Origin of the sequence: Neisseria canis (genome assembly GCF_900636765.1) — a bacterium.
Taxonomy (GTDB): Bacteria; Pseudomonadota; Gammaproteobacteria; order Burkholderiales; family Neisseriaceae; genus Neisseria; species Neisseria canis.
Map to the genome: position 1 here is coordinate 733,703 of NZ_LR134313.1, position 21,172 is coordinate 754,874.

At 52.9% G+C, this 21,172-nt stretch carries 19 protein-coding genes, 1 tRNA gene and 1 pseudogene; 12 read left to right on the top strand and 9 right to left on the bottom strand.

The annotated features are described in order from the left end of the window. Positions 1 to 34: 34 nt before the first annotated feature. Together ushA and EL143_RS03570 are read right to left on the bottom strand one after the other, a co-directional pair. Entirely contained in the window at positions 35 to 1,618 is a 1,584-nt protein-coding gene (gene ushA / locus EL143_RS03565; RefSeq protein ID WP_085417151.1) for a bifunctional UDP-sugar hydrolase/5'-nucleotidase UshA, read from the bottom strand. A 121-nt stretch (positions 1,619 to 1,739) separates the two neighbouring features. Next, positions 1,740 to 3,320 carry an inorganic phosphate transporter gene (locus EL143_RS03570; RefSeq protein WP_085417150.1) on the bottom strand — a complete coding sequence of 527 codons (1,581 nt, stop codon included), beginning with the start codon at positions 3,318 to 3,320 and terminating at the stop codon, positions 1,740 to 1,742. Positions 3,321 to 3,474: 154 nt separating this feature from the next. Here EL143_RS03570 and thiE point away from each other — a divergent pair, with 154 nt between their 5' ends. The 3 genes from thiE (at position 3,475) to EL143_RS03585 (ending at position 6,359) form a co-directional block, all read left to right on the top strand. Then, complete coding sequence (gene thiE, locus EL143_RS03575; RefSeq protein WP_197719616.1) at positions 3,475 to 4,101, top strand: thiamine phosphate synthase; 627 nt, start codon at positions 3,475 to 3,477, stop codon at positions 4,099 to 4,101. Between the two features lie 282 nt (positions 4,102 to 4,383). Further along, a complete protein-coding gene (locus EL143_RS03580) occupies positions 4,384 to 4,956 on the top strand; it encodes a TMEM165/GDT1 family protein (protein ID WP_085417174.1) in 573 nt (190 codons plus the stop codon). A gap of 146 nt (positions 4,957 to 5,102) precedes the next feature. After that, the gene (locus EL143_RS03585; RefSeq protein ID WP_085417149.1) at positions 5,103 to 6,359 is read left to right on the top strand and encodes an NRAMP family divalent metal transporter; all 1,257 of its coding nucleotides are present in this window, start codon (positions 5,103 to 5,105) and stop codon (positions 6,357 to 6,359) included. 91 nt (positions 6,360 to 6,450) lie between these two features. On the opposite strand, the gene EL143_RS03590 is transcribed toward EL143_RS03585, so the two are convergent. Further along, positions 6,451 to 6,960 carry a c-type cytochrome gene (locus EL143_RS03590; protein ID WP_085417148.1) on the bottom strand — a complete coding sequence of 170 codons (510 nt, stop codon included), beginning with the start codon at positions 6,958 to 6,960 and terminating at the stop codon, positions 6,451 to 6,453. Positions 6,961 to 7,150: 190 nt separating this feature from the next. Then, positions 7,151 to 7,226: transfer RNA gene (locus EL143_RS03595), tRNA-Lys, on the bottom strand. Positions 7,227 to 7,329: 103 nt separating this feature from the next. Here EL143_RS03595 and murU point away from each other — a divergent pair. After that, entirely contained in the window at positions 7,330 to 8,025 is a 696-nt protein-coding gene (gene murU, locus EL143_RS03600; protein ID WP_085417147.1) for an N-acetylmuramate alpha-1-phosphate uridylyltransferase MurU, read from the top strand. A gap of 562 nt (positions 8,026 to 8,587) precedes the next feature. Here murU and EL143_RS03605 read toward each other — a convergent pair. Further along, the gene (locus EL143_RS03605; RefSeq protein WP_085417145.1) at positions 8,588 to 8,887 is read right to left on the bottom strand and encodes a calcium-binding protein; all 300 of its coding nucleotides are present in this window, start codon (positions 8,885 to 8,887) and stop codon (positions 8,588 to 8,590) included. Between the two features lie 279 nt (positions 8,888 to 9,166). Here EL143_RS03605 and EL143_RS03610 point away from each other — a divergent pair, with 279 nt between their 5' ends. Next, positions 9,167 to 10,144 (top strand): IS30 family transposase, encoded by a 978-nt coding sequence (locus tag EL143_RS03610; RefSeq protein WP_126326550.1) that lies wholly within the window; start codon positions 9,167 to 9,169, stop codon positions 10,142 to 10,144. A gap of 276 nt (positions 10,145 to 10,420) precedes the next feature. Here EL143_RS03610 and EL143_RS03615 read toward each other — a convergent pair. The 4 genes and pseudogenes from EL143_RS03615 to bioH form a co-directional block, all read right to left on the bottom strand. Next, a pseudogene (locus EL143_RS03615) lies at positions 10,421 to 11,073 on the bottom strand (IS1595 family transposase). Between the two features lie 96 nt (positions 11,074 to 11,169). Continuing rightward, positions 11,170 to 12,063, bottom strand: coding sequence for a patatin-like phospholipase family protein (locus tag EL143_RS03620; protein ID WP_085417262.1), 894 nt, complete (start codon positions 12,061 to 12,063; stop codon positions 11,170 to 11,172). A gap of 208 nt (positions 12,064 to 12,271) precedes the next feature. Further along, on the bottom strand, positions 12,272 to 13,066 hold the full coding sequence (locus EL143_RS03625; protein WP_085417263.1) for a class I SAM-dependent methyltransferase: 795 nt from the start codon (positions 13,064 to 13,066) through the stop codon (positions 12,272 to 12,274). Between the two features lie 11 nt (positions 13,067 to 13,077). Beyond that, positions 13,078 to 13,833, bottom strand: coding sequence for a pimeloyl-ACP methyl ester esterase BioH (bioH, locus tag EL143_RS03630; RefSeq protein WP_085417264.1), 756 nt, complete (start codon positions 13,831 to 13,833; stop codon positions 13,078 to 13,080). Between bioH and EL143_RS03635 the strand changes: the two genes are divergently transcribed. From EL143_RS03635 to EL143_RS03665, 7 genes are all read left to right on the top strand, one after another. Further along, positions 13,832 to 14,539 (top strand): ComF family protein, encoded by a 708-nt coding sequence (locus EL143_RS03635; protein ID WP_085417265.1) that lies wholly within the window; start codon positions 13,832 to 13,834, stop codon positions 14,537 to 14,539. The two genes, bioH and EL143_RS03635, sit on opposite strands and share 2 nt — an antisense overlap. 50 nt (positions 14,540 to 14,589) lie before the next feature. Then, positions 14,590 to 15,054 carry a tRNA (uridine(34)/cytosine(34)/5-carboxymethylaminomethyluridine(34)-2'-O)-methyltransferase TrmL gene (gene trmL / locus EL143_RS03640; RefSeq protein WP_085417266.1) on the top strand — a complete coding sequence of 155 codons (465 nt, stop codon included), beginning with the start codon at positions 14,590 to 14,592 and terminating at the stop codon, positions 15,052 to 15,054. Positions 15,055 to 15,144: 90 nt separating this feature from the next. Continuing rightward, positions 15,145 to 15,861 (top strand): septal ring lytic transglycosylase RlpA family protein, encoded by a 717-nt coding sequence (locus EL143_RS03645; protein WP_085417267.1) that lies wholly within the window; start codon positions 15,145 to 15,147, stop codon positions 15,859 to 15,861. A gap of 95 nt (positions 15,862 to 15,956) precedes the next feature. Continuing rightward, positions 15,957 to 16,541 (top strand): Holliday junction branch migration protein RuvA, encoded by a 585-nt coding sequence (gene ruvA, locus EL143_RS03650; RefSeq protein WP_085417268.1) that lies wholly within the window; start codon positions 15,957 to 15,959, stop codon positions 16,539 to 16,541. 20 nt (positions 16,542 to 16,561) lie between these two features. Next, a complete protein-coding gene (locus tag EL143_RS03655; protein ID WP_085417269.1) occupies positions 16,562 to 17,086 on the top strand; it encodes a hypothetical protein in 525 nt (174 codons plus the stop codon). A gap of 59 nt (positions 17,087 to 17,145) precedes the next feature. Continuing rightward, positions 17,146 to 19,008, top strand: a complete 1,863-nt coding sequence (locus EL143_RS03660) for an ABC transporter ATP-binding protein (protein ID WP_085417282.1) — start codon at positions 17,146 to 17,148, stop codon at positions 19,006 to 19,008. A 322-nt stretch (positions 19,009 to 19,330) separates the two neighbouring features. Then, positions 19,331 to 21,133: a DUF3616 domain-containing protein gene (locus EL143_RS03665; RefSeq protein WP_085417270.1), complete on the top strand. Its 1,803-nt coding sequence runs from the start codon at positions 19,331 to 19,333 to the stop codon at positions 21,131 to 21,133. The last annotated feature ends 39 nt before the right edge of the window (positions 21,134 to 21,172 follow it).

Genomic DNA, 21,172 nt, shown 5'->3' on the forward strand with positions numbered 1-21,172 from the left:
GAAAACATTTTCAGACAGGCATTCTTACTGCCGCTTAATTTTCCGGCTCGAATTGCGCGGCATCAATCGGGGAATGTTGCTCGAAATAGTGTTTCAGTACTTCGGCATCGACAAAACCGGTGTTGACATAGGAAGGGTTGTCGGAAAGTTTGGGATAGCCGTCGCTGCCGTTGGCCAAGTAATCGGAGAGGCTGAGGCGGTAGGTTTTGCCGGCTTGCAGCGCTTGGCCGCCGATGCGGATGTTGCCGATATTGCCTGTTGCGTCGGTGTCGAAGGAAACGTTATCAAACTGCGGGTAGCCGCCGGAACCGGGCGGCATACGGCTGAGGGTTTGCAGATAGTTTTGCAGTTCGCTGCCGGTCAGCCCGACATGGCCGATCAGGTTGCCGAAAGGTTGCACGCGCAGGATGTCTTTGTAGGTAACGGTGCCTGCCTGAATGGAATCGCGGATGCCGCCGCTGTTCATTACGGATAGGTCGGATCGGGTGCGCACGCGCTGGGCATGGGCAATCAGGCGGCCGAGATTGGTGGGCTGCCGACGGACGATGCTGCGGTCGCCTTCGAGTTTGGCGGTGCTGCTGCCGATGCGGATGCCGAGCTTTTTATCGGCCTTGTCTTGGTATCGTTTCAATTTGGCCGCCAGCTTTTTGTCGGGCGGGATTTCAGGCTGGATGAGGGTGTATTCGGTTTTGCCATCGGCGGTTTCGGTTTTCTGTTTCAGGTTCACGGGGATGAGGCGGTAGGATTCGAGGGTGAGCTTGCCGTTGGTGAAGCTGAAATCGGCGCGCCCGAGGTATTTGCCCCATTCGCCCGCCTGCATGATCCATGTGCCGTTTTGAAAGTCGGGGCGGCAGCTTTGGCCGGGGCGGTAGTCTTTATTCAGTTGGCCGTTGCCGTCAACGCACACGGTGTGGTGGCTGTGACCGCCGATAATCATGTCGAAAGTTTGCGGCGGCAGCCCGCGGGCCAGTTTGATGTCGCTGTGATAGCCCAAATGGGTTAGGGCGATTGTGATGTCGGGTTTGCGGCCGCTTAAGTTTTGCAGGGTGCTGCGGGCTGCTTGGGCGGCGTTGTCGAAGTTGAGGCTTCGGGTGTAGTTGAGGTTGGCGGATACGGCCGTGTCTTCCGTTGTGAGGCCGACCACGGCGATGCGCAGCCCCTGTTTGCTGAGCAGGGTATAGGGTTTGACCAGGTGCAGGCCGCTGTGTTTGTGGCGGATATTGGCGGAAATAAAGGGGAATTTTGCCCATTGCTCCTGCATGCCGAGCATTTGCAGCGGGTTGTCGAATTCATGGTTGCCCAAAGTCATGGCTTCGTAGCCGATGGCGTTCATGGCTTCGATATCGGGGCGGGCGTTGTGGATGTCGGATTCGGGCACGCCGGTGTTGATGTCGCCGGCGCTGAGGATGATCAGCGAGCCGCCTTTTTGTTTGACTTCGTTGCGGATTTGTTTTACCAAAGTCTGATGCGCAGCCATGCCGTATTCGCCGCGCTCGTTCGGCCAGAAGCGACCGTGGGTGTCGTTGGTGTGTAACACGGTTAGGCGGTAGGTTTTGCCGCTTTGATAAGCCTGGGCAAAGGCCGGCAGGATGAGGGCGGCAAGGAGGATGGGTTTCATGGGAATGCTCCGGCTGTTTCAGACAGGCATTTGATTATATAGCGGATATGCCGGATGCGGTTGGGCAAAATGATTTGCCCCTCCCGGTGGCGGAAGGGGCAAAACGATTATGCCTTAACGGTTAACCCAAAGTGGCGTTCAATATCAAAAAGCAGATAACCGAAAGTATGGATGCGGCGGGTAAGGTAATCACCCAAGCCAAGCCGATGGGTTTCATCATGGCCCAGTTGGCGTTGCGGTTTACCAAGCCGATGCCCAATACGGCGCCGACCAAAATATGTGTGCTCGACACGGGCAGGCCGAGCAGCGAGGCCATCATGACCACCGAGGCGGCGGCCAATTCGGCGGTAAAGCCGGAAGAAGGGTGCATTTTCGCCAGGTTGGTGCCCACGGTGGCAATCACTTCTTTACCGATAAACCATAAGCCCACAATCAAGGCGATGCCGAAAGTCAGCATCACTACCGGCGGGATGGGGGCGGATGCGCCGATATCGCCGGTGCGCAAAACATCCATAATCGCGGCAAACGGGCCGATAGCGTTGGCAATGTCGTTGGCACCGTGGCTGAATGCGAAGCCTGCGGCGGTAAACACCTGCATCCAGCTGAACATCAAAAAGGTGGATTTGCCCAAATCTTTGCGTTTTAAAGTTTTGGCATAGATAAATGTGGCCAACCAAATGCCTGCGCCGATCATGCCGATTGTCAGGAAGCTTTGGATGGTGCTCATGCCCAGATCAAGGTTTTTCAAGCCTTTGAAAATCAGCATGGATGAAATAACCATGCCGCCGATTGCGGAAATAATCGGCACCCATGAATGGAGCGCGCGGTAGGCATCTACGCCCTGTTTGCGCTGGTCGATTTCATAGAGGCCTTTGTAGTAGTGGGATTCGAGTTCGGAAGGGTCGAAATCCTGTTCGCTGTAAATCTGTGCGTCGCGCGCCATGGCGGTGGCAACTTTGATTTTTTCATGTTCTTCCAGCGATTCGAAGCTCAGTTTGTGCTGTTCTTTGTGCAGCTTGCGTTCGGCCTTGATTTGTTTGAGTTGCTCTTCTGCCGCATCGTTGTAATCCAAAACGTGTTTTTTGATTTGATGGAATAAAACATAAGAAACCAAGCCGCCCAAAACGGGGGAAAGCACCCAGGAAACGGCAATCGAGCCGATGGCGTTCCATTTAACCAGCGAAAGCGACATTTCGCCGCCGGCGAGCTGGTAACCGAGCATAATCGAGCTGCCGACAATACCGCCGATAATGGCGTGGGTGGTGGAAACGGGCAGGCCTTTGTAGGTGGCAAACAGCAGCCATAAAGCGGCGGAAAGCAGCGCCGACATCATGATAAACACAAACTGCATCGGTTCCATAGGCAGCGCGCCGAGGTTGACGATGCCGCTGCGGATGGTTTCGGTTACCTGGCCGCCTGCGATGACCGCGCCGCTCACTTCAAATATGGCGGCTACCACGAGAGCCTGCGGGATAGTGAGTGTTCCGGCGCCCACACTGGTGCCGAACGAGTTTGCCACGTCGTTGCCGCCGATGTTGAAAGCCATAAACACGCCGAACAGGGTGGCAAGCAGGAAGACGGTGTTGTAATTGTGCTGGGTGTAATCCAAGCCCCAGAATATAAAATAGCCGAGCATGCTGATGAGCATGACGGCAAAAAAGAGATTGGTTTTGTGCATCGGACCGGTTTGCGCCTGGGCCATGACTTTTTTCCTTGTTTAAATGGGGGGGGAAGCGTTTTAAGCCTTATTGGTTTGTAATGGATTTAAAACGAATACAAAATACGCAAGAAATATCATAAACTCCCAATATTTCACTGATATTATAATTGGGTTAACCGGTATCTGAAAGAGAATTATGGCTAAAATGTTAAGATTTGTGGGTGTGGACAGCCCGTTGAAGTTTTATGCGGTCGTGCCCGATGCTAGCTGGGTTGAAAGAATGGTTAAGGCCGGGGCGGATACGGTGCAGCTGCGTACGAAAACGCTGCAAGGCGATGCCTTGTGTAATGAAATCGAGCGTTGTGTCAAAGCCTGCGAAGGCAGCCGCACCAAGCTTTTTATCAATGATTATTGGCGCGAGGCCATTGCCGCCGGCGCTTACGGCGTGCATTTGGGGCAGGAAGACATGGATGATGCCGATTTGCAGGCCATTGCCGATGCCGGTTTGCGCTTGGGATTGAGCACGCATTCGGTGGCGGAGCTTGACCGTGCTTTATCGGTCGGCCCGAGTTATGTGGCCAGCGGCGCGGTGTTTCCGACCACAACGAAAGTGATGAAATCCGAGCCGCAGGGTTTGGAGAAGCTGCGTGAATATGTGAAGCAGGCGGGCGATACGCCTGTGGTGGCAATCGGCGGCATTGACCTTGGCAATGCCCGCGAAGTGCTGGCGACCGGTGTGGATTCGCTGGCAGTGGTGCGCGCGGTAACGGAAGCCGCCGACCCTGAAGCGGCGGTCAAGGCTTTTCAGGCTTTGTGGGATTGAGCCGCGCCGTATTTCAGACAGGCATGATTGTATGATGCCTGTCTGAAACATTTTCCCTTTATCTGCGGCAATCGGCTATAATGTGCCGCAACTCTTAGGGGAGTAGCCATTCGGGCGGAGTTTCAGGCCTGCCCGGAACCGTTGTCAACATAATTGCCTTGCGGCATGGCAGCGGTATCTTTGCTTATGCTCAGACAGGCAAGACTTAAGACATATCCGGTGCCGCGGGCGCGCCGGGGTATGTCTTATTTTTTTGCCCGCACGGTTTTGAGTGATCTGGTTATGGAAGCTTTTGTTTCTTCAACGCTGGCGGTTGCCGTTGCCGAAATAGGCGATAAAACTCAGCTGCTTGCTCTGTTTCTCGCCGCCCGGTTTGCGCAGAAAAGCGCCATCATTTCCGGCATCTTTGTGGCAACTTTGCTGAATCATTTTGTGTCTGCCGTGTTGGGCGTGTGGATTGCCGAATGGGTAGCGCCCGAAACCGTGAAATGGATTGTGGGCCTCAGCTTTATCGCCGTGGGTTTGTGGCTGCTGCTGCCCGACAAGGATGGCGACGACGGGGGAAGGTGGTTGCAGTATGGTGCGTTCGGGGCAACGCTGATATTGTTTTTCTTGGCCGAAGTGGGCGATAAAACCCAGATTGCTACGGTGTTGTTGGCGGCAAAATACCAAACGATGTTTTGGGTGGTGGTCGGCAGCACGTTGGGCTTGATGCTGGCGAATGTTCCGGTGGTGTATTTGGGTGAGATGTTGATGAAGAAAATCCCTGTGGCTGCCGTGAGGGCCGCTGCCTGTATATTGTTCTGCATTTTGGGTGTGCTTACCTTGATGGGCGGCGGTATCAGCTTCGGTTAGCGCGGAATCTTTTCAGACAGGCATTGCGTTCGGCAATGCCTGTTTTGCTTGAGCTGCCGCGAATCGGTTTGCTGATATAATTTGCCCGGGATATTTTTAATCAACGATGACAAGCCGTGTGCAAGCACGGGCACGAAAGATCACATATGAACGAACAAACAGGAAACAGTGCGTCGGGTTGGCGCAGCAGGCTGCGGGCGATGGGTCCGGGCATTATGATGGCTTCTGCGGCGGTGGGCGGATCGCACATTATTGCTTCCACACAGGCCGGTGCGCTTTACGGCTGGCAGCTTGCGCTGATTATTGTGTTGGCCAATCTGTTCAAATACCCGTTTTTCCGGTTTGCGCCGCAATACACGCTTGAAACGGGAAAAACGCTCTTGGAGGGTTATGCGGAAAAGAGCCGGGTTTACCTTTGGGTGTTTTTCCTGATGAACCTTTTTGCCACCGTAATTAATACGGCGGCCGTAAGTATGCTGTGCGCTGCAATTTTGAACTTTGTTTTGCCCGGAGAGTGGTCGATGAACTGGCTTTCGGTGGCAGTATTGGCATCAGCGGTGTTGTTACTTTTAGTAGGCCCGTACCGTACGGTTGACGGTATGTCGAAAATCATTATGGTGAGTTTGACCATTACCACCGTAGCGGCGGTGGTTGTGGCGGCTGCCAAAGGCGCGCAGATGCAGGCGGGTTTTGTCGAGCCCAGCCCGTGGAACCTCGGTGCGCTGGCGTTTATCGTGGCTTTGATGGGCTGGATGCCTGCGCCGATTGAAATTTCCGCCATCAATTCAATGTGGGTGGCGGCCAAGCGTAAGCTGGAAAAAGTCAGCTACGAAGACGGTTTGTTCGATTTCAACGTAGGCTATATCAGCACGGCTTTGCTGGCGCTGGTGTTTCTTGCTTTGGGTGCGCTGGTGCAATACGGCTCGGGCACGGAAGTGAAGATGGCGGGCGGTGCGTATATCGGCCAGCTGATTAATATGTATGCCTCTACCATCGGCGAATGGTCGCGCTGGTTGGTTACATTTATTGCGTTTGCCTGTATGTACGGCACGACGCTCACGGTTATCGACGGCTATTCGCGCACCAATATGGAATCGTTGCGCTTGATTGTGGGCGGCGAACGCAACACCAACCGTATTTTGGCCGTATGGATTGTGTTTGCAGCGGTAACGGGGCTGTGCGTGATTCTGTTTTTCAAAGGCGCGGTGTTGGCCATGTTGAAATTTGCCATGATTGCCTCGTTTGTGAGCACGCCGGTATTTGCGTGGCTGAACCTGAGCTTGGTACGCAAAGGCAAGCATGCGTTGCAACCCTGGCTGATGGGGCTGGCTTGGATAGGCCTGCTTTATTTGAGCGGTTTTGCCGTGTTGTTTTTATTGAACCAAAGCGGTGTGCTGGCTTAGCGTTGATTGAGCCGGTAGAACAATGCCTGTCTGAAAACCGGTAATTCGGGCTTTCAGACAGGCATTGTTATGTGTTCAGGCTGCGTCGGTATTATTCGGCACGGAAGCTGTCGTGGCAGGATTTGCAGCTTTGACCCACTGCGCCGAACGGTTTTTTCACGTCATCCAGTTTGCCGGAAGCAGCCGCAGTTTTCAGAGCGGCAGTAGCAGCGGTGAATTTGTCGATTTCTTTCTTAAACTCATCCGGCTTGCTCCAGATTTCCGGTTTGGCTTCGGATTCTTCTTTAGCGCTTTCTGCAGTATAGTGTTCCCACGGCTTACCGGCATTGGCATCCAGATTGTCGGCCGCTTGTTGGAATGCTGAGGCGTCAAACTGCGCTTCGCCTTTTACCATTTTGCCCATAGCGCCGAGGTCTTCTTTGAAGGCCTCCATCAAATCGGCGCGGGCTTTAACAGAAGCTTTCGCGTCGGCAGCAGCGCCGGAGGCAGCCGCTTCGGCAGGCGTGGAGGCTTTACTCGCCGCTTGGTTGTTTTGACCGCCGCAGGCAGTCAGAAAAGAGAGCGCGGCCAAAGCGCCGAGCGTGTAGAGAGATTTGTTCATGGTTTTGTCCTCATCATAATATTGTTATTGCGGCATATGCCGTTCGGCTGAGGGGAGCAGCCTGTGTCCAATTTAACAGGTGCAGGGGCGGTGCAGTCAAGCATTTTTGGATTTATGTGCCTGATTTTCTGATGAATAAAGCAAATTTGGATATGAAAAAGCCCAAACGCAAGGTTTGGGCTTGGGAATTTGGTGGGTCGTGAAGGATTCGAACCTTCGACCAACGGATTAAAAGTCCGCTGCTCTACCAGCTGAGCTAACGACCCGGATAATCTGCGCATTTTAAACGGCTGAAAAAGGCTTGTCAATTATTTTTTTAAAGCGGATGTTTGCGGTACAATTCTGCGGTTTTTTAATGTGGGATATGCTATGAAAGCCATGATTCTGGCGGCGGGACGGGGCGAGCGGATGCGGCCTTTAACGGATACCACGCCGAAACCTTTGTTAAAAGTAGGCCGCGAGCCTTTAATCGGCTGGCATCTCCACCGGCTGCGCGACGCGGGGTTTTCGGAGATTGTGATTAATCATGCCTGGTTGGGCAGCCGGATTGTGGAAACGTTGAAAGACGGTTCTGATTACGGCGTGTCGCTGGCATATTCGGCAGAAGGCGAGCAAGGCTTGGAAACGGCGGGCGGGATTGCTACGGCGCTGCATTTGTTGGGTAACGCGCCTTTTTTGGTTATCAACGGCGATGTGTTGACCGATATTGATTTCGCGGCGGCAAGGGCTTGTTCGGACAGGCTTCAACAAGAAGGCAGGTTGGCGCACTTATGGTTGGTTCCCAATCCCGAACACAATCCCAAAGGCGATTTTTCTTTGCTGGAAAACGGCACGGTGGCTTCCGAGGCGGACGGGGGCAGAAGGATGACGTTCAGCGGCATGGGGGTGTATGACCCGAAACTGTTTTGCAACACGCCGGTTCGGCAGCCAGCAAAATTGGCTCCGCTCTTGCGTGAGGCGATGAACAAGGGTTTGGTCAGCGGAGAGGCGCACGAGGGTCTGTGGCTGGATGTGGGTACGGTTGAGCGGTTGGCCGAGGCGGATAAGTTGGCGCAGGGCTGGTAGGGTTGGATTGGTAATTGAAATGCCTGTCTGAAAGCGGTGATTACGGTTTCAGACAGGCATTTTGTTTGTGTGCCCTTTGATGGAGCAGGCGGCGTGCTTTGGTACGCTGCACCATAAATTCCGCTATGCCCGGGCAGCCTATTTTGGTGGGCAAAGTGAATGCGCAAAGCCACCTGTAAGTGATGTGCTTGAACCTGTTGGGAAAGGGGTTATTTTGCAAAGGTCTCTGCCTGTTTGAAAAGATTCAGACAGGCATTCGGGCGGCAGGCTATTTAAAGTTTTAACCAATCACGCTGGTGTAGGTGTTTTCGGTGTTTACCGCATCGGGTAGAAACACCGACATTGCATAAGCGTTGCTGCTGTTTGCAGCATATTTGCCGAAGTCGGGATTGGATAAGATGTGGTTTTTGAATTCGAAGTTTTCGATTTGGAAAAAAGGCCCTCTGAAAAAATGGGATAGCTCAATTGAGCTGCCGTCGTCTTGGTCGAACAGGACAAAATAGTTGCCGACTTTTTAAACATGATTTCTTCGGGCGAGGCTTCGGTAAACTTTATCGTGTCTTTATTGGGCGGCTGAGCCGAAATCTCTGATGATATCGTTGCCGTGCAGTTTGCCGAACACGTAAGTATCTTGCCCGCTGCCGCCTTGAAGGGTATCGTCGCCGTTATCGCCATATAGCAGATCATCGCCGCCGTCGCCCCACAATTGGTCGTTATGGTCGCCTCCGTAAAGGGTATCGTTATTTGAACCGCCTGCAATTTTGTCGTTCCATGATCCGCCCTGGATAATGTCTTTGGTGTTGGAACCCAACAATACATCTTGTCCGGCCGAACCCATGCCTTCTACTCTGATATTGGCCATATCCTCAAAGCTGAGGGTTTTGTCTGTAAACTTGAATTGATAGTAGCGGTAATCTTCCGAACTTTTTTCTCGGTAGACTGCGAGAAATCGTAGATTTTCCCGCCGAAATAACGCCTCACGGTTACTTGGTCGTTATCACACGTTTTGATGATTAAATCGTTATCGGTGCGGGAAAATTTTGCAAAATATGAGGCGGATTCGGATTTGAAGTGCAACTTTCCACAACAGAAAAAGGCCGGTATGCGGTAGCATACGGCCTTTCCTGCAAGAAAGATTGCCATGAGCTACACACAACTGACCCAAGACGAACGATACCACATCCAATACCTGTCCCGCCACCATAGCATCAGCGAAATCGCCAAACGGCTTAACCGCTATAAAAGCACCATCAGCCGCGAAATCAAACGGCACTGCCCACAAGGGCAGCAATACAGTGCCGAAAAAGCCCAACAGCAAAGCCGGCTTACCAAGCAGCGCAAAAGAAAACCCTATAAGCTCCATTCCCGGCTGATTCAACACATCGACACCCTCATCCGACTCAAACTCAGTCCCGAACAAGTGTGCGCCTATTTGCACAAACACCACCAAATCACACTCCACCACAGCACCGTCTATAACTACCTGCGCGACGACAAAAGCAACGGCGGCACTTTGCGGCAGCATCTCAGAATAGCCGGCAAATCCTACCGTAAACGCTACGGCAGTACATGGAGCAGAGGCAAAGTACCCGACCGCGTCGGCATTGAAAACCGACCCGCCATCGTCGACCAAAAATCCCGCATCGGCGATTGGGAAGCCGACACCGTCGTCGGCAAAGATCAGAAAAGCGCATTACTGACCTTGGTCGAGCGGGTTACCCGCTACACCATCATCTGCAAGTTAAAGAACTTCAAAGCCAAAGACACTGCCAACGCCGTCATCAAGGTATTGAAGGCGCATAAAAACAGGGTACATACCATTACCATGGATAACGGCAAAGAATTCTGCCGACACATCCGAATAGCCCAAGCATTGGAGGCAGAAACCTATTTTTGCCGCCCCTACCGTTCTTGGGAGAAAGGGCTGAATGAAAATACCAACGGACTCATCCGCCAATATTTCCCCAAACAAACCGATTTCCGCAACATCAGCCATCGGGAGATACGCAGGGTTCAGGATGAACTGAACCATAGGCCAAGAAAAACACTTGGCTATGAAACGCCAAGTGTTTTATTCTTGAATCTGTTCCAACCTCTACTGCCTGAGTGTTGCACTTGAAATTCGAATCTAAGTTTGTCTAAAGTGTGGGAACCGAAAATATCGTCATCTCGTTTGGTGCCTTCTACTTTGACTGTGATCTGCCCAATGTCTTCCAAGGCTAAGGTTTGGTCTATAAAGGTAAATTCAAAATTGCTTGCGTTGTAGGAGTAATAGTTTTTCACATTGACTTGGTCTTCTTATCCGAAGGCCCGGATAATCAGATTGTCTCCTTTGCGGGAAAACACGGCGTCAGCCAGTTTGGCATTTTTTCAAAGGGGCTGAAGTAGATTGGCTCTAAATACCACACAAAAGCCGCAGAGTTTTTAACTGCTGCTTTGGTGTCCCGAAGTTAAAACGAAACTCACATTCTTTCAAGAACAGAGGAAAAGATTTTCGGTCGATTCCGTTGTATTTGTGCAAGACACGTTTCGCCTGATTCCAAAAATTCTCAATGCCGTTGATATGGTTTTGCCGGTCGGCAAACTTTTTGCCGTGATTAATCCTGTAATGGTGAAAACCGCTGACATCCAACACGTCTTAACTGCTCAGGCAGTCCGTATAAACTACGCTGTCAGGCCTGATTTTCCTTGTAATAACAGGAAATAAGCTTTCCTTTTGGGCATTATTCACGACAACCGTATAAACCTTGCCTCCACGTTTAAGGATACCGAAACCACCACTTTACCTGCTGCTCCCCTACCGCGCTTTCCTTTACCCTTCCCGTCGAAATAGCGCTCATCCAATTCTATAGAACCCTCAAAAACCTGATCTGCTTCCAAAGCCAAATGATGGCTGATAACAAGACGGATTTTGCGGTAAAAGAGAATGGCCGTATTGGGCTGAATACCCAAGATATCGGCAGCCGAACGTGCGGTTACTTCCAATACAAAATATTCAAGCAGTTTTCTTTGCAGACTCTTCTTTAACTTACAGTGGGTTATCTTTATTTTGGCAGCCTATCATGACTGCTAATCTACTTCAGCCCCAATCAAATATGCCTGTCTGAAAGCTTTCAGACAGGCATTTTGTGTTCTTATTTAAGATCAATAGCGGTAGGCCGCCAGCTTTTTCTTGATTTCCGGCAGCGCGGCCAGTGCGGCTTGTTCGCCCAGTTTGATGGCTTGGGCTTTTTGGTCGAAACCGCCTACCGAACCGAGCTTTTGCACTTGCGGCTTGATGACCACGTTGGCTTGGCGCAGCTGGTATTCCAGCGCGGGGGCGCTCATGATGTTGAGGCTTTGGTCGAGGTAGTCGAAAAAGCCGGAGCCGTTTTCGAGTTTGGCCGGTTTGGCGGAAATATCCACCGCAATCACAAAGTTGGCGCCTTGCTCTCTGGCAGCGGTAACGGGCACGGGAGCGGAGAGGCCGCCGTCGACATATTGGCGTTTGCCGATTTCGGCAGGCAGGAAAATGTTGGGGATGCTGGCGGAGGCGCGCACGGCCTGGCCGGTATTGCCGGTGTTGAAGGCTACGCTTTTGCCCGAGTTGAAGTCGGTGGCGATGGCGGCGAATTTAACGGGCAGGTTTTGCAGAGGGCGGTTGCCGACTTTGCGGTTGATGTAGTTTTGCAGTTTTTCGCCTTTGATGATGCCGCGGGTGGACAGGGTAAGGTCTACCAAATCGGCTTGGCTGAGGATTTCGGCTTCCAATTCGAGTCGGTCGGGCGACATGCCTGAGGCATAGAGGCTGCCGACGATGGCGCCGGCGCTGGTGCCGGTTACGACGTTTACGGGAATATTTTGCTGTTTCAATACTTTAATCACGCCGATGTGGGCAAAGCCTTTGGCTGCGCCGCCGCCGAGTGCGAGGCCGATGATGGCTTTGGGCTTGGCTGTCGGTTGGGGTGCAGGCGGGGTTTTGCGTCCGATTTGGCAGCCGCTGAGGATGAGGGCGCCGAGGGAGAGGAGTAAGACACGGCGGTTGAATTTTAAATGCATATTTGAATTCCTGTGTCGGTGTGTTTGGGGAAGTGTGCCTGCTGCTTGGCGGGAAGGGGGAAGAGGCTTGTTCAGGCAGGCATTATAAAGTGTGCCGATGCCTGTCTGAAAGCGGGTTTATGGTCAAATCATTTTAAGATAATGTAAGAGCAAAGGACGGTTTCAGACAGGCATGGTTGGGGCGGATGCCTGTTTGAAAAGCCGGCCTTTAAGCTTTGCCGGGCATTTTGGGGTAAAACTGCACGGGGCTGGCGCCTTCGGGCAGCACGGTTTTTTTCACGGCGTGGCCGTACACGGTTTCGAGCGTGATGCTGAAACGGCCTGCGGCGATTTGCTGCTCAACCAAGGCGCGGGCGGCGGCTTCGTCGCTGAAGGTGAGCGACGCCCAAATGCCCAGCGTGTCCATATCCTGCCAGAAGGTTTGGGCGCCGGTGTAGGAAAGTTCGAGCTTGGCGGTATCGGTAACGGGGTCGTAAAAGCCGCATTCGAGCAGTATGTCGCCCAAGTCGTGCATGTCAAACAGCATGGGCGCTTCCACGCTGATGCCGGCCTGTTTCAGGCAGGCACTGAGGCTTTGCAGGCTGTCGATGCCGAAGTGGGTGAAAAAGAGCAGGCCGTTGGGCTTGAGTGCGTGCGCCCAGTTTTTCAGCACGGGGAGAGGCTCGGAAGCGGTAATCAGGCTGAGGTTGGCAAACAACATGTCGGCGGCGGCTTCGGGCAGGGGTGCGGTGAGGCTTTGGCAATGTTGAGGTACGCTTTTACCTGCAAGCTTGGCGAAAAAGCCGGTTTTGCGTGCGGCGGCGGCTTCGTCTAAAAACGCTTGGCGCGGGTCGTATTCGCTGAAGGCGGCTTTGGGATAGCGCGCGGCAAGCAGCTTGCGGGTTTCGTCGTGGTCGGCACCGACGAGCAGGATGTGTTGCGGCGCATTGCGCAGCAGTTGCAGGCGCTCGTCGGTGTTTTGGGCGAGGTGGCGGTGTATCAGCCAGCGGTCGTTAGGGTTCATGGTGGGTTTTTTCAGACAGGCATGGATTGTTGTTCTGCAAAGGTTTTGAGCAATCGGGCGAATTCGTCGGCATGGCTCAGAAACGGCGCGTGTGCGGCTTTTTCCAGCGTGTGCATTCGGGCGTTGGGCAGGTGGCGCTCGAGATAGCTGCCCATGCGCGGCGGTGTGATGGTGTCTTTGCCGCCGTAAATCAGGCAGACCGGTTGCGGCAGCTCGGGCAGCAAAGTGCGGGCGTCGGCTTCGGCCAGCGCGTCGAGTGCGCTTTGCAGGGCGGCGGGCGCGCCGTGTTTGACAATGTCGGGCAATACTTTTTCCAGAATGCTGTGTTGGTCTTTTGCGTATAAAAATTGCAACTGGAGAAATTGTTTCATATATTTATGGTAGTCTTGCTGAAACAATTCAATCATTTTGGCTAAAGCGGGGTTGCTTAAGCCTTCGGGATAATCGGGCGCAGCGCGGAATTTGGCGAAGCTGGCGGTGAGGCAGAGCGCGCGCACTTTTTCGGGATGGCGGTGGGCGATGTGCAGCGACACCAATCCTCCGAGCGACCAGCCGAGCAGGCAGGCAGGCTCGGTGATGTGTTCGGCCAGCGCGTCGGCGGCGGCAATCACATCGAAGCTGCCTGCAAGCGGCGCTTGGCCGTGGCCCGGCAAATCCAGCGCCTGAATCTGCCAGCTTTCGGGCAGGCGCTCAATCAAATCGTCGAACACATGGCGGTTGGCCGCCCAGCCGTGGATTAAAACGAGATTATTTACAGGGGAAGTCATGGGTTTTCTTTCTTTCAGGCTGCCGCAATCGGAAGCCTGCTTATTATGCCATGATTCGGGCGCGGATAAGGGCTTGTGCGATGCCTGTCTGAAAGACTTGCACGTGTCGGCTTCGGATGCGGCCAACGTGTGCCCCCGCTGCGGCGGCACCGGCGCGGGGGCGGCGGTGTGCGGGCAATGCCAGAAAGAGCCGCCGCCGTTCGAGCGCTTGTGGGCTTCGGTGGAGTATGCGCCGCCGGTGAGCGGCATTCTGCACCGGTTCAAACACCGGCGCGACCGTTCGTTGGCGGCGCCGCTGGTGTCGCTGATGGCGTCATTGCCGCCGCCGTGGCTGGATGATGTGCGCATAGATACCGTGCTGGCCATGCCTTTGAGCCGCGAGCGGCGGCTGTTTCGCGGGTTTAACCAGTGCGACGAATTGGCCGAAGCGTTGGCAAAGCTTTACGGCTGGCAGGTGTTGCCGCACAATTCGGTTTTCAGACAGGCATCCGCGCCCCAGAGCACCCTGCCTTTTGAGGCGCGCAAGAAAAACGTGCGCGGCGCTTTTCGGGTAGATGCCTGTGTTAAAGAACGTAACGTGTTGTTAATCGACGATGTTTTGACCAGCGGCGAGACTTTGCGCGAATGTTCCCGAATGCTGCGCCGCTCGGGCAGCGGCAGCGTTTTTTGCTGGACGCTGGCAATATCCAAATTGAAAATTTTTTGATGAACTAAGCACTTATCTAGTATAGTGCGCCCCTGGATTTTGGAATCTTCATGTTTACCGTAGTTTTATACCAACCCGAAATTCCGCCGAACACAGGCAATATCATCCGATTGTGTGCCAACACCGGCATGGATCTGCATTTGGTCAAGCCGCTGGGCTTTCCGCTGGATTCGGCCAAAATGAAGCGGGCGGGTTTGGATTATCACGAGTTTGCCTCGCTCACGGTGCACGAAGATTTCGATGCCTGTCTGAAAGCTTTGGCAGGGCGGCGCATTTTCGCGCTCACCACCAAAGGCTCCGGCCGTTACGACCAAGCCGCATTCGCCCCGGGCGATGTGTTTTTGTTTGGCCCGGAAACGCGCGGCCTGCCTGCCGAAATTTTGGATGCCCTGCCTGCCGGGCAGAAACTGCGCCTGCCCATGCAGCCGCAAAGCCGCAGTATGAATCTTTCCAACACCGTGGCGGTGACGGTTTACGAAGCATGGCGGCAAAACGGTTTCGGCGGGCAGGTTTAGTCCGTTTATTATTTATCAGTTTTAAATCGACCGTACAAGAATCAGAACAAAAGCGGTTTGCGTTATTGACTCAAAGAATAGGAACCTGTTTTGACTAAAGCCACAAAAACCCTGTCTATCGGCGCTTTGGGCGCCGCCCTTGCGCTGATGAGCGCTTCGTCTTTCGGCAAAGACCGTTTGGTGTCCGAAAACCAAGTCCGCCACGAGCCGCTGATTAAGGCGGCCAATATGAGCTACAAAGTGCGCGGGATGCGCTACACGCCCGTTAAACAGATTAAAACTTTCAGTCAAACAGGCCAGGCCTCATGGTACGGCCCCGGCTTCCACGGTAAGAAAACCGCCAGCGGCGAACGCTTCGATATGCATGCTTACACTGCCGCACACAAAACCCTCCCCATTCCCAGCTACGCCAAAGTAACCAATCTTTCCAACGGCAAAAGCGTGATTGTGCGCATCAACGACCGCGGCCCGTTCCACGGCAGCCGGGTAATTGATTTGTCTAAAGGCGCGGCTCAGAAAATCGGCTTTTCCGGCGTAGCCAATGTGCGTGTGGAGCAGATTGTGCCCGGCCAAATCGCGGCTGCCCAACCTGAGCAGATTTATGTTACGCTGGCGGCGTTTGACAGCGAATCTGCGGCGCGTGATTACGCAGGCCGCACCAACAGCCGCCTGCAGGGCGCCGCTTCCGCCCACCGCGCGCTTACCGAGCGTAAAGACGGCCGGTATGTTGTGAAACTCGGCCCGTTTGCCAAACCGGAGCAGGCCGACAGCGCCCGCCAAATGGCGGTTGCCCAAAATTCGATTTAAAGCCTGAAGCCGCTTTAGATTATTGTGTTTTTTGTTTTCAGACAGGCATTTCTTGCAAGATGCCTGTCTGAAATGCGTTTGAAGAAAGCCTTATTATGATTAGCAGACTGACGGGAAAACTGGTGGAAAAGCAGCCGCCGCAGGTTGTGATTGATGTGAACGGCGTGGGCTATGAGGTGGATGTGTCGATGCAGACTTTTTACGCGCTGCCCGCGCTCAACGAAACCGTGCAGCTCTATACCCAGCTTGTGGTGCGCGAAGATGCGCATTTGCTGTTTGGTTTTGCTTCGGCGGCCGAACGCGCTACGTTCCGCCAGCTGGTTAAAGTGAGCGGCATCGGCGCCAAAACCGCTTTGGGTATTTTATCGGCCATGACTTCGGACGAGCTGGCGCAGGCTGTGGCGCAGGAGGATGTGAAACGGCTTTCTTCCGCGCCCGGCATAGGCAAAAAAACCGCGGAGCGTATGATTTTGGAGTTGCGCGGCAAGCTGGTGGCCGAGGGTGCGGGCGCAGGCCTGTCTGAAAGCATTCCTGCGGCGGATGAAACCGATGATGTGGTGAACACGCTGTTGGCGCTGGGCTATAACGAACGTGAGGCCAAAGCGGCGGTGAAGGGCATTCCGGCCGGCACGGATGTGAGCGAAGGCGTGCGGTTGGCATTGAAGAATTTGTTGAAATAGCCGGATTAAACAAATTAAAGATGACTTACATCGAATATGAATCCAAGCATGATCCATTAGATAACCGGCGCCTTGCCCGCAGCCGTTTTGCAGCATATTGTCTGCCGGCTGCTTTGGCGGCGCTGCTGTTGAACAGGTTTGTTCCGTGGTTTCTTGATGTGTTCGGTTCGGTCGGCTCCAATCAAACCCATTTGGGTAAGGCGGGCGTCGCTTTTGCCTTTTTTTCCTGCGTTTTGATTTATTATCAAAATAAACAATTGGATAAGCGCTGTAATGATGCGGGAAGGGGGTGGACGGTATGCAGGAGGGTGTATCAGTTGGGTATGGGCTCGGCAGTGCTGTCTGCGGTCATCCCGCTGTTGATGCCGTTTGCGCTGCTGGCTATGCTGGTGCAGTTTGTTTACGGGTTGGTCTTGCCGGCAAATTCGGAACCCAACTTGAGCGGCTACCCCAACAAACCTGCCGATACGCCGGTGTTGCTTGCAGCGGTTGCCACCGTATCGATTTATGCGTTTATACTGCTTGGGTTTCTGCATTATTTTTAAAGAGATGAATTTTTCAGACAGGCATTTCCCTTACGGCCTGTCTTAAATGGATGAAATGGATGATTAAGCGTTTTTTTGACTGGTTCGAATCCCGTATCGACCCCTATCCCGATACGCCGCCGAAAACGCCCGACAAAGGCTTGTGGCGTTTTTTGTGGAGCAGCATGGAAGGCATGCGCGGCTGGATTGCGGTGTTGGCGTTGATGACGGTCGGCATCGGCATTATGGAAGCCTTGCTGTTTCAGTTTATGGGCAAAGTGGTCGACTGGCTGGGCCAATATACGCCGCAAACCTTGTGGGCGGAAAAGGGCTGGGCTTTGTCGGGCATGGCGGCGTTGATGGCGTTTGCCGTGCTGTGGCATTTCATTGCATCAAACGTGCGCCTGCAAACCCTGCAAGGCGTGTTTCCGATGCGCCTGCGCTGGAATTTCCACCGCCTGATGCTGGGGCAGAGCCTCGGGTTTTATCAGGACGAATTTGCCGGGCGGGTTTCGGCCAAAGTAATGCAAACCGCGCTGGCGGTGCGCGATACGGTGATGACACTGGCCGATATGGTGGTGTATGTGCTGGTGTATTTCATCAGCTCGGGCGTGATTCTGGCGGCGTTCGACGGCTGGCTGCTGCTGCCGTTCGTGTGTTGGATTATCGCGTTCGGCACCGTGATGCGCGTGCTGATTCCCAAGTTGGCGAAAACCGCACAGCGTCAGGCAGATGCCCGCTCGTTGATGACCGGCCGCATCACCGATGCCTATTCCAATATCACTACAGTCAAACTGTTTTCGCACGGCGCGCGCGAGGCGCGGTATGCCAAGCAGTCGATGCAGGAATTTATGGTAACGGTGCATGCACAAATGCGTTTGGCGACTTTGCTGTCGACTTGTAATTTTATTGTGAATACGTCGCTCACCTTGTCCACCGCTGCCTTAGGCATTTGGCTGTGGCAGAACGGGCAGGTCGGCGTAGGCGCGATTGCCACTGCCACCGCCATGGCTTTGCGCGTGAACGGGTTGTCGCAATACATCATGTGGGAATCGGCCCGTTTGTTTGAAAACATCGGCACCGTAAATGACGGCATGGTTACTTTGTCTAAACCGCAAACCATTTTAGACAAACCGGACGCACTGCCGTTGAAAGTGGAGCATGGAGAAATCCGCTTCGAGCATGTCGATTTTTCCTATGATGAAGGCAAACCGTTGCTCAACGGCTTTAACCTTGCCATCAAACCGGGCGAAAAAGTCGGCCTGATAGGGCGTTCGGGCGCAGGCAAGTCCACCATCGTGAATTTACTGCTTAGATTTTATGAAGCGCAAAGCGGCAGCATTACCATCGACGGCCAAAACATCAACGACATCACCCAAGAAAGCCTGCGCGCCCAAATCGGCTTGGTAACACAAGACACCAGCCTGCTGCACCGCTCCGTGCGCGACAATATCATTTACGGCCGCCCCGATGCCACCGAAGCAGAAATGTATCAGGCCGCCGAAAAAGCCGAAGCCGCCGATTTCATCCCCAACCTTTCCGATGCCAAAGGCCGCAGGGGATACGATGCCCATGTGGGCGAAAGAGGCGTGAAACTTTCAGGCGGCCAGCGGCAACGCATCGCCATCGCCCGCGTGATGCTGAAAGATGCGCCGATTCTGTTGCTCGACGAAGCCACCAGCGCGTTGGATTCCGAAGTGGAAGCCGCCATTCAGGAAAGCTTGGATAAAATGATGGAAAACAAAACCGTGATTGCCATTGCCCACCGTTTATCCACCATTGCCGCTATGGACAGGTTGATTGTGCTCGATAAAGGCCGTATCGTCGAAGAGGGCAGCCATGCCGAACTGCTGGAGAAAAACGGTTTGTATGCCAAGCTGTGGGCGCACCAAAGCGGCGGGTTCTTGGCCGGCCATGCCGATTTAAGATTGGCCGATAATTGAGCCAAGGTTAAGTCAAAGTTAAGCCGAAAGTTGGTTTATGCGGTTGATAGCTTTGATTGATAAAGATGAACTAATCAACCCAAATGCCTGTCTGAAACCCTTCAGACAGGCATTTTGCTTTATAAATTTGACCGTTTAGATTTTTTATTATTCAAACACCATTTTAATATAAGATAATTATTATTTTTTAATGAATGGAAACATTCATACTTTAAATTCAGAAAAACAAACTGATTTTTTGAAGAAAACCCTGTTAAAGCCTGTCTGAAAAATATCTTCTGAAGCACCGGCAGGGTATCGACATCATCTTAGGAAAAAAATAATGACAGTAGAATCTGATAATCAACAACCAAACACAGATAACACCAAACCGGATTCCGGTAACCCGGCTCCTCCGCCCTCTGGTAACACGCCGAGGCATACCGTACCCTTCTTGGTGCCGGAACTCTCACTGACCAACCTTCCGGACGAAGAAGCCGACGCCGATGCCGGAAAAGCCGGGGCGGGTACAGAGAAAAAAGCCAAAAAAGCGAAGAAAAATAAAAACAAGGAAGAAAAGCAAAAGGAAGAAATTGTACCCATCGGTACGGCCAAAGGTGTGGAAACCATGTTCCGCAATGCCTTCCGCACGGAGATGGAATTGCTGGCTCTGGCGGCAACCAAAGCCAACATCATGATTTCGCTCAACGGTTTTATCGTATCGGCTTTGATGATTTCCGGCGCGTTCGTATTTGCGTCTTCCCCTGAATTTTTGGTGCCAGCCGGCATCTTTATGTTTACCGCGGCAACTTCCATCGTGTTTGCCCTGCTTTCGGCCTCTCCCGACAGGGCGGGTAAAATCCGTTCGATTCTGGATTGGTTTTCGGATTGGCGCAAAGGCCGTGCAAAATTGAGCGATTTGAAATCCAGAGTGGTGCGCCCCGAAGGCCACTTTTTCGGCGAAACCCCCAACATCCTGATTTATGAAGACCGTGTGAAAATTTCCAAAGAGCGCTATTGGAAAATGATGCAGGACATCATGGCCGACCGCGAGCAGGTTTACCATAAAATGAGTGATGAGCTTTATTGGTTGGGTTTGATGGCCAACAAGCAGTTTAAATATCTGAATATGTCTTACGCCGCTTTCCGTTGGGGTTTGCTGGCTTCCGTGTTAGCCTTTATCGGCGTGAAAACCCTGCCGCAGATTATTCCTGCGATGCAGCAAAGCAAACAGGAAGCCGAATTGAAAGGTTTCGGAATATACACATTTAAAGGTGTATACGAGCCTTCTGCCGTGCAGCAGCTTCCTGACGGACGTTTGCTCATTATGGAAGACGAAGCCACCCGCGCCGCGAGCATATTATCTTTTCAGGCGGACGGAACCCTTGCAGAAGACGATGCCGCAGACACGCGCGTTATACGCGGCTTCAAACGCAAATTGAGCGATTTGGAGGGCCTTACCCGCGATCCGGACGGTTATATTTATGCCATTACATCCCATGCAGTAAATAAAGAAGGCCAGCGCCGCCCCGACCGCGAACATTTGTTGCGTTTTAAAATCCAAGGGCATGATGTGCGCGAACTCAGCTATTTCGACAAATTGACCGACACTTTGGAGCAATCCGAGCAGCTTAAAGAGCTGTTCAAATCGAAAATCGGTACCACTTTGGATTTTAAAACCATCAATATCGAAGGTTTGGCTTTTGACCCGAACAAAAAGCAGTTGTTGCTCGGTTTGCGTGATCCTGAGTTTAACGAGCGCTCCATCGTGCTTTATATCGATAACCCGAAAGCCGTGTTTGAAGAAAAAGCAGAGCCGAATTTTGTCGATATAGCTTTTCTGGATATTAAAGGCGGCGGTATCCGTTCCCTCAACTACGATCCCGTGTTGAAATCCTTTATCATGACCAACGAAGTGAAAGATGATAACGGCACCAAATATTCACAGCTTTGGACGTGGAGCGGAGCGCCGAAAGACCCTGCAAAAGCCGTACCTTTGCCTAATCTCCGCCATATGACCAACGTAGAAGCGATTGATTCCATCAAAGTCAATGGTCAGCCGCGCCTGATATTGATGAGTGATGAGGGCGATGCAACCAAGCAGCTTACGGCCAAGTATATGCTGGTGGATTATAACGACTTGTAACAGAACCTCAGTAAAGCATTCGGCAAGGCAGATGCCTTG

Bases quoted from the DNA above. Each gene is read 5' to 3' on its own strand.
- EL143_RS03585 (WP_085417149.1), top strand. From the start codon at position 5,103: ATGAACGAACAAACAGGAAACAGTGCGTCGGGTTGGCGCAGCAGGCTG.
- EL143_RS03655 (WP_085417269.1), top strand. From the start codon at position 16,562: ATGACTTACATCGAATATGAATCCAAGCATGATCCATTAGATAACCGG.
- EL143_RS03665 (WP_085417270.1), top strand. From the start codon at position 19,331: ATGACAGTAGAATCTGATAATCAACAACCAAACACAGATAACACCAAA.
- EL143_RS03605 (WP_085417145.1), bottom strand. From the start codon at position 8,887: ATGGCCAATATCAGAGTAGAAGGCATGGGTTCGGCCGGACAAGATGTA.
- EL143_RS03660 (WP_085417282.1), top strand. From the start codon at position 17,146: ATGATTAAGCGTTTTTTTGACTGGTTCGAATCCCGTATCGACCCCTAT.
- murU (WP_085417147.1), top strand. From the start codon at position 7,330: ATGAAAGCCATGATTCTGGCGGCGGGACGGGGCGAGCGGATGCGGCCT.
- trmL (WP_085417266.1), top strand. From the start codon at position 14,590: ATGTTTACCGTAGTTTTATACCAACCCGAAATTCCGCCGAACACAGGC.
- EL143_RS03570 (WP_085417150.1), bottom strand. From the start codon at position 3,320: ATGGCCCAGGCGCAAACCGGTCCGATGCACAAAACCAATCTCTTTTTT.
- bioH (WP_085417264.1), bottom strand. From the start codon at position 13,833: ATGACTTCCCCTGTAAATAATCTCGTTTTAATCCACGGCTGGGCGGCC.
- EL143_RS03625 (WP_085417263.1), bottom strand. From the start codon at position 13,066: ATGAACCCTAACGACCGCTGGCTGATACACCGCCACCTCGCCCAAAAC.
- EL143_RS03590 (WP_085417148.1), bottom strand. From the start codon at position 6,960: ATGAACAAATCTCTCTACACGCTCGGCGCTTTGGCCGCGCTCTCTTTT.
- EL143_RS03635 (WP_085417265.1), top strand. From the start codon at position 13,832: ATGGGTTTTCTTTCTTTCAGGCTGCCGCAATCGGAAGCCTGCTTATTA.
- thiE (WP_197719616.1), top strand. From the start codon at position 3,475: ATGGCTAAAATGTTAAGATTTGTGGGTGTGGACAGCCCGTTGAAGTTT.
- ruvA (WP_085417268.1), top strand. From the start codon at position 15,957: ATGATTAGCAGACTGACGGGAAAACTGGTGGAAAAGCAGCCGCCGCAG.
- EL143_RS03620 (WP_085417262.1), bottom strand. From the start codon at position 12,063: ATGCATTTAAAATTCAACCGCCGTGTCTTACTCCTCTCCCTCGGCGCC.
- EL143_RS03580 (WP_085417174.1), top strand. From the start codon at position 4,384: ATGGAAGCTTTTGTTTCTTCAACGCTGGCGGTTGCCGTTGCCGAAATA.
- ushA (WP_085417151.1), bottom strand. From the start codon at position 1,618: ATGAAACCCATCCTCCTTGCCGCCCTCATCCTGCCGGCCTTTGCCCAG.
- EL143_RS03610 (WP_126326550.1), top strand. From the start codon at position 9,167: ATGAGCTACACACAACTGACCCAAGACGAACGATACCACATCCAATAC.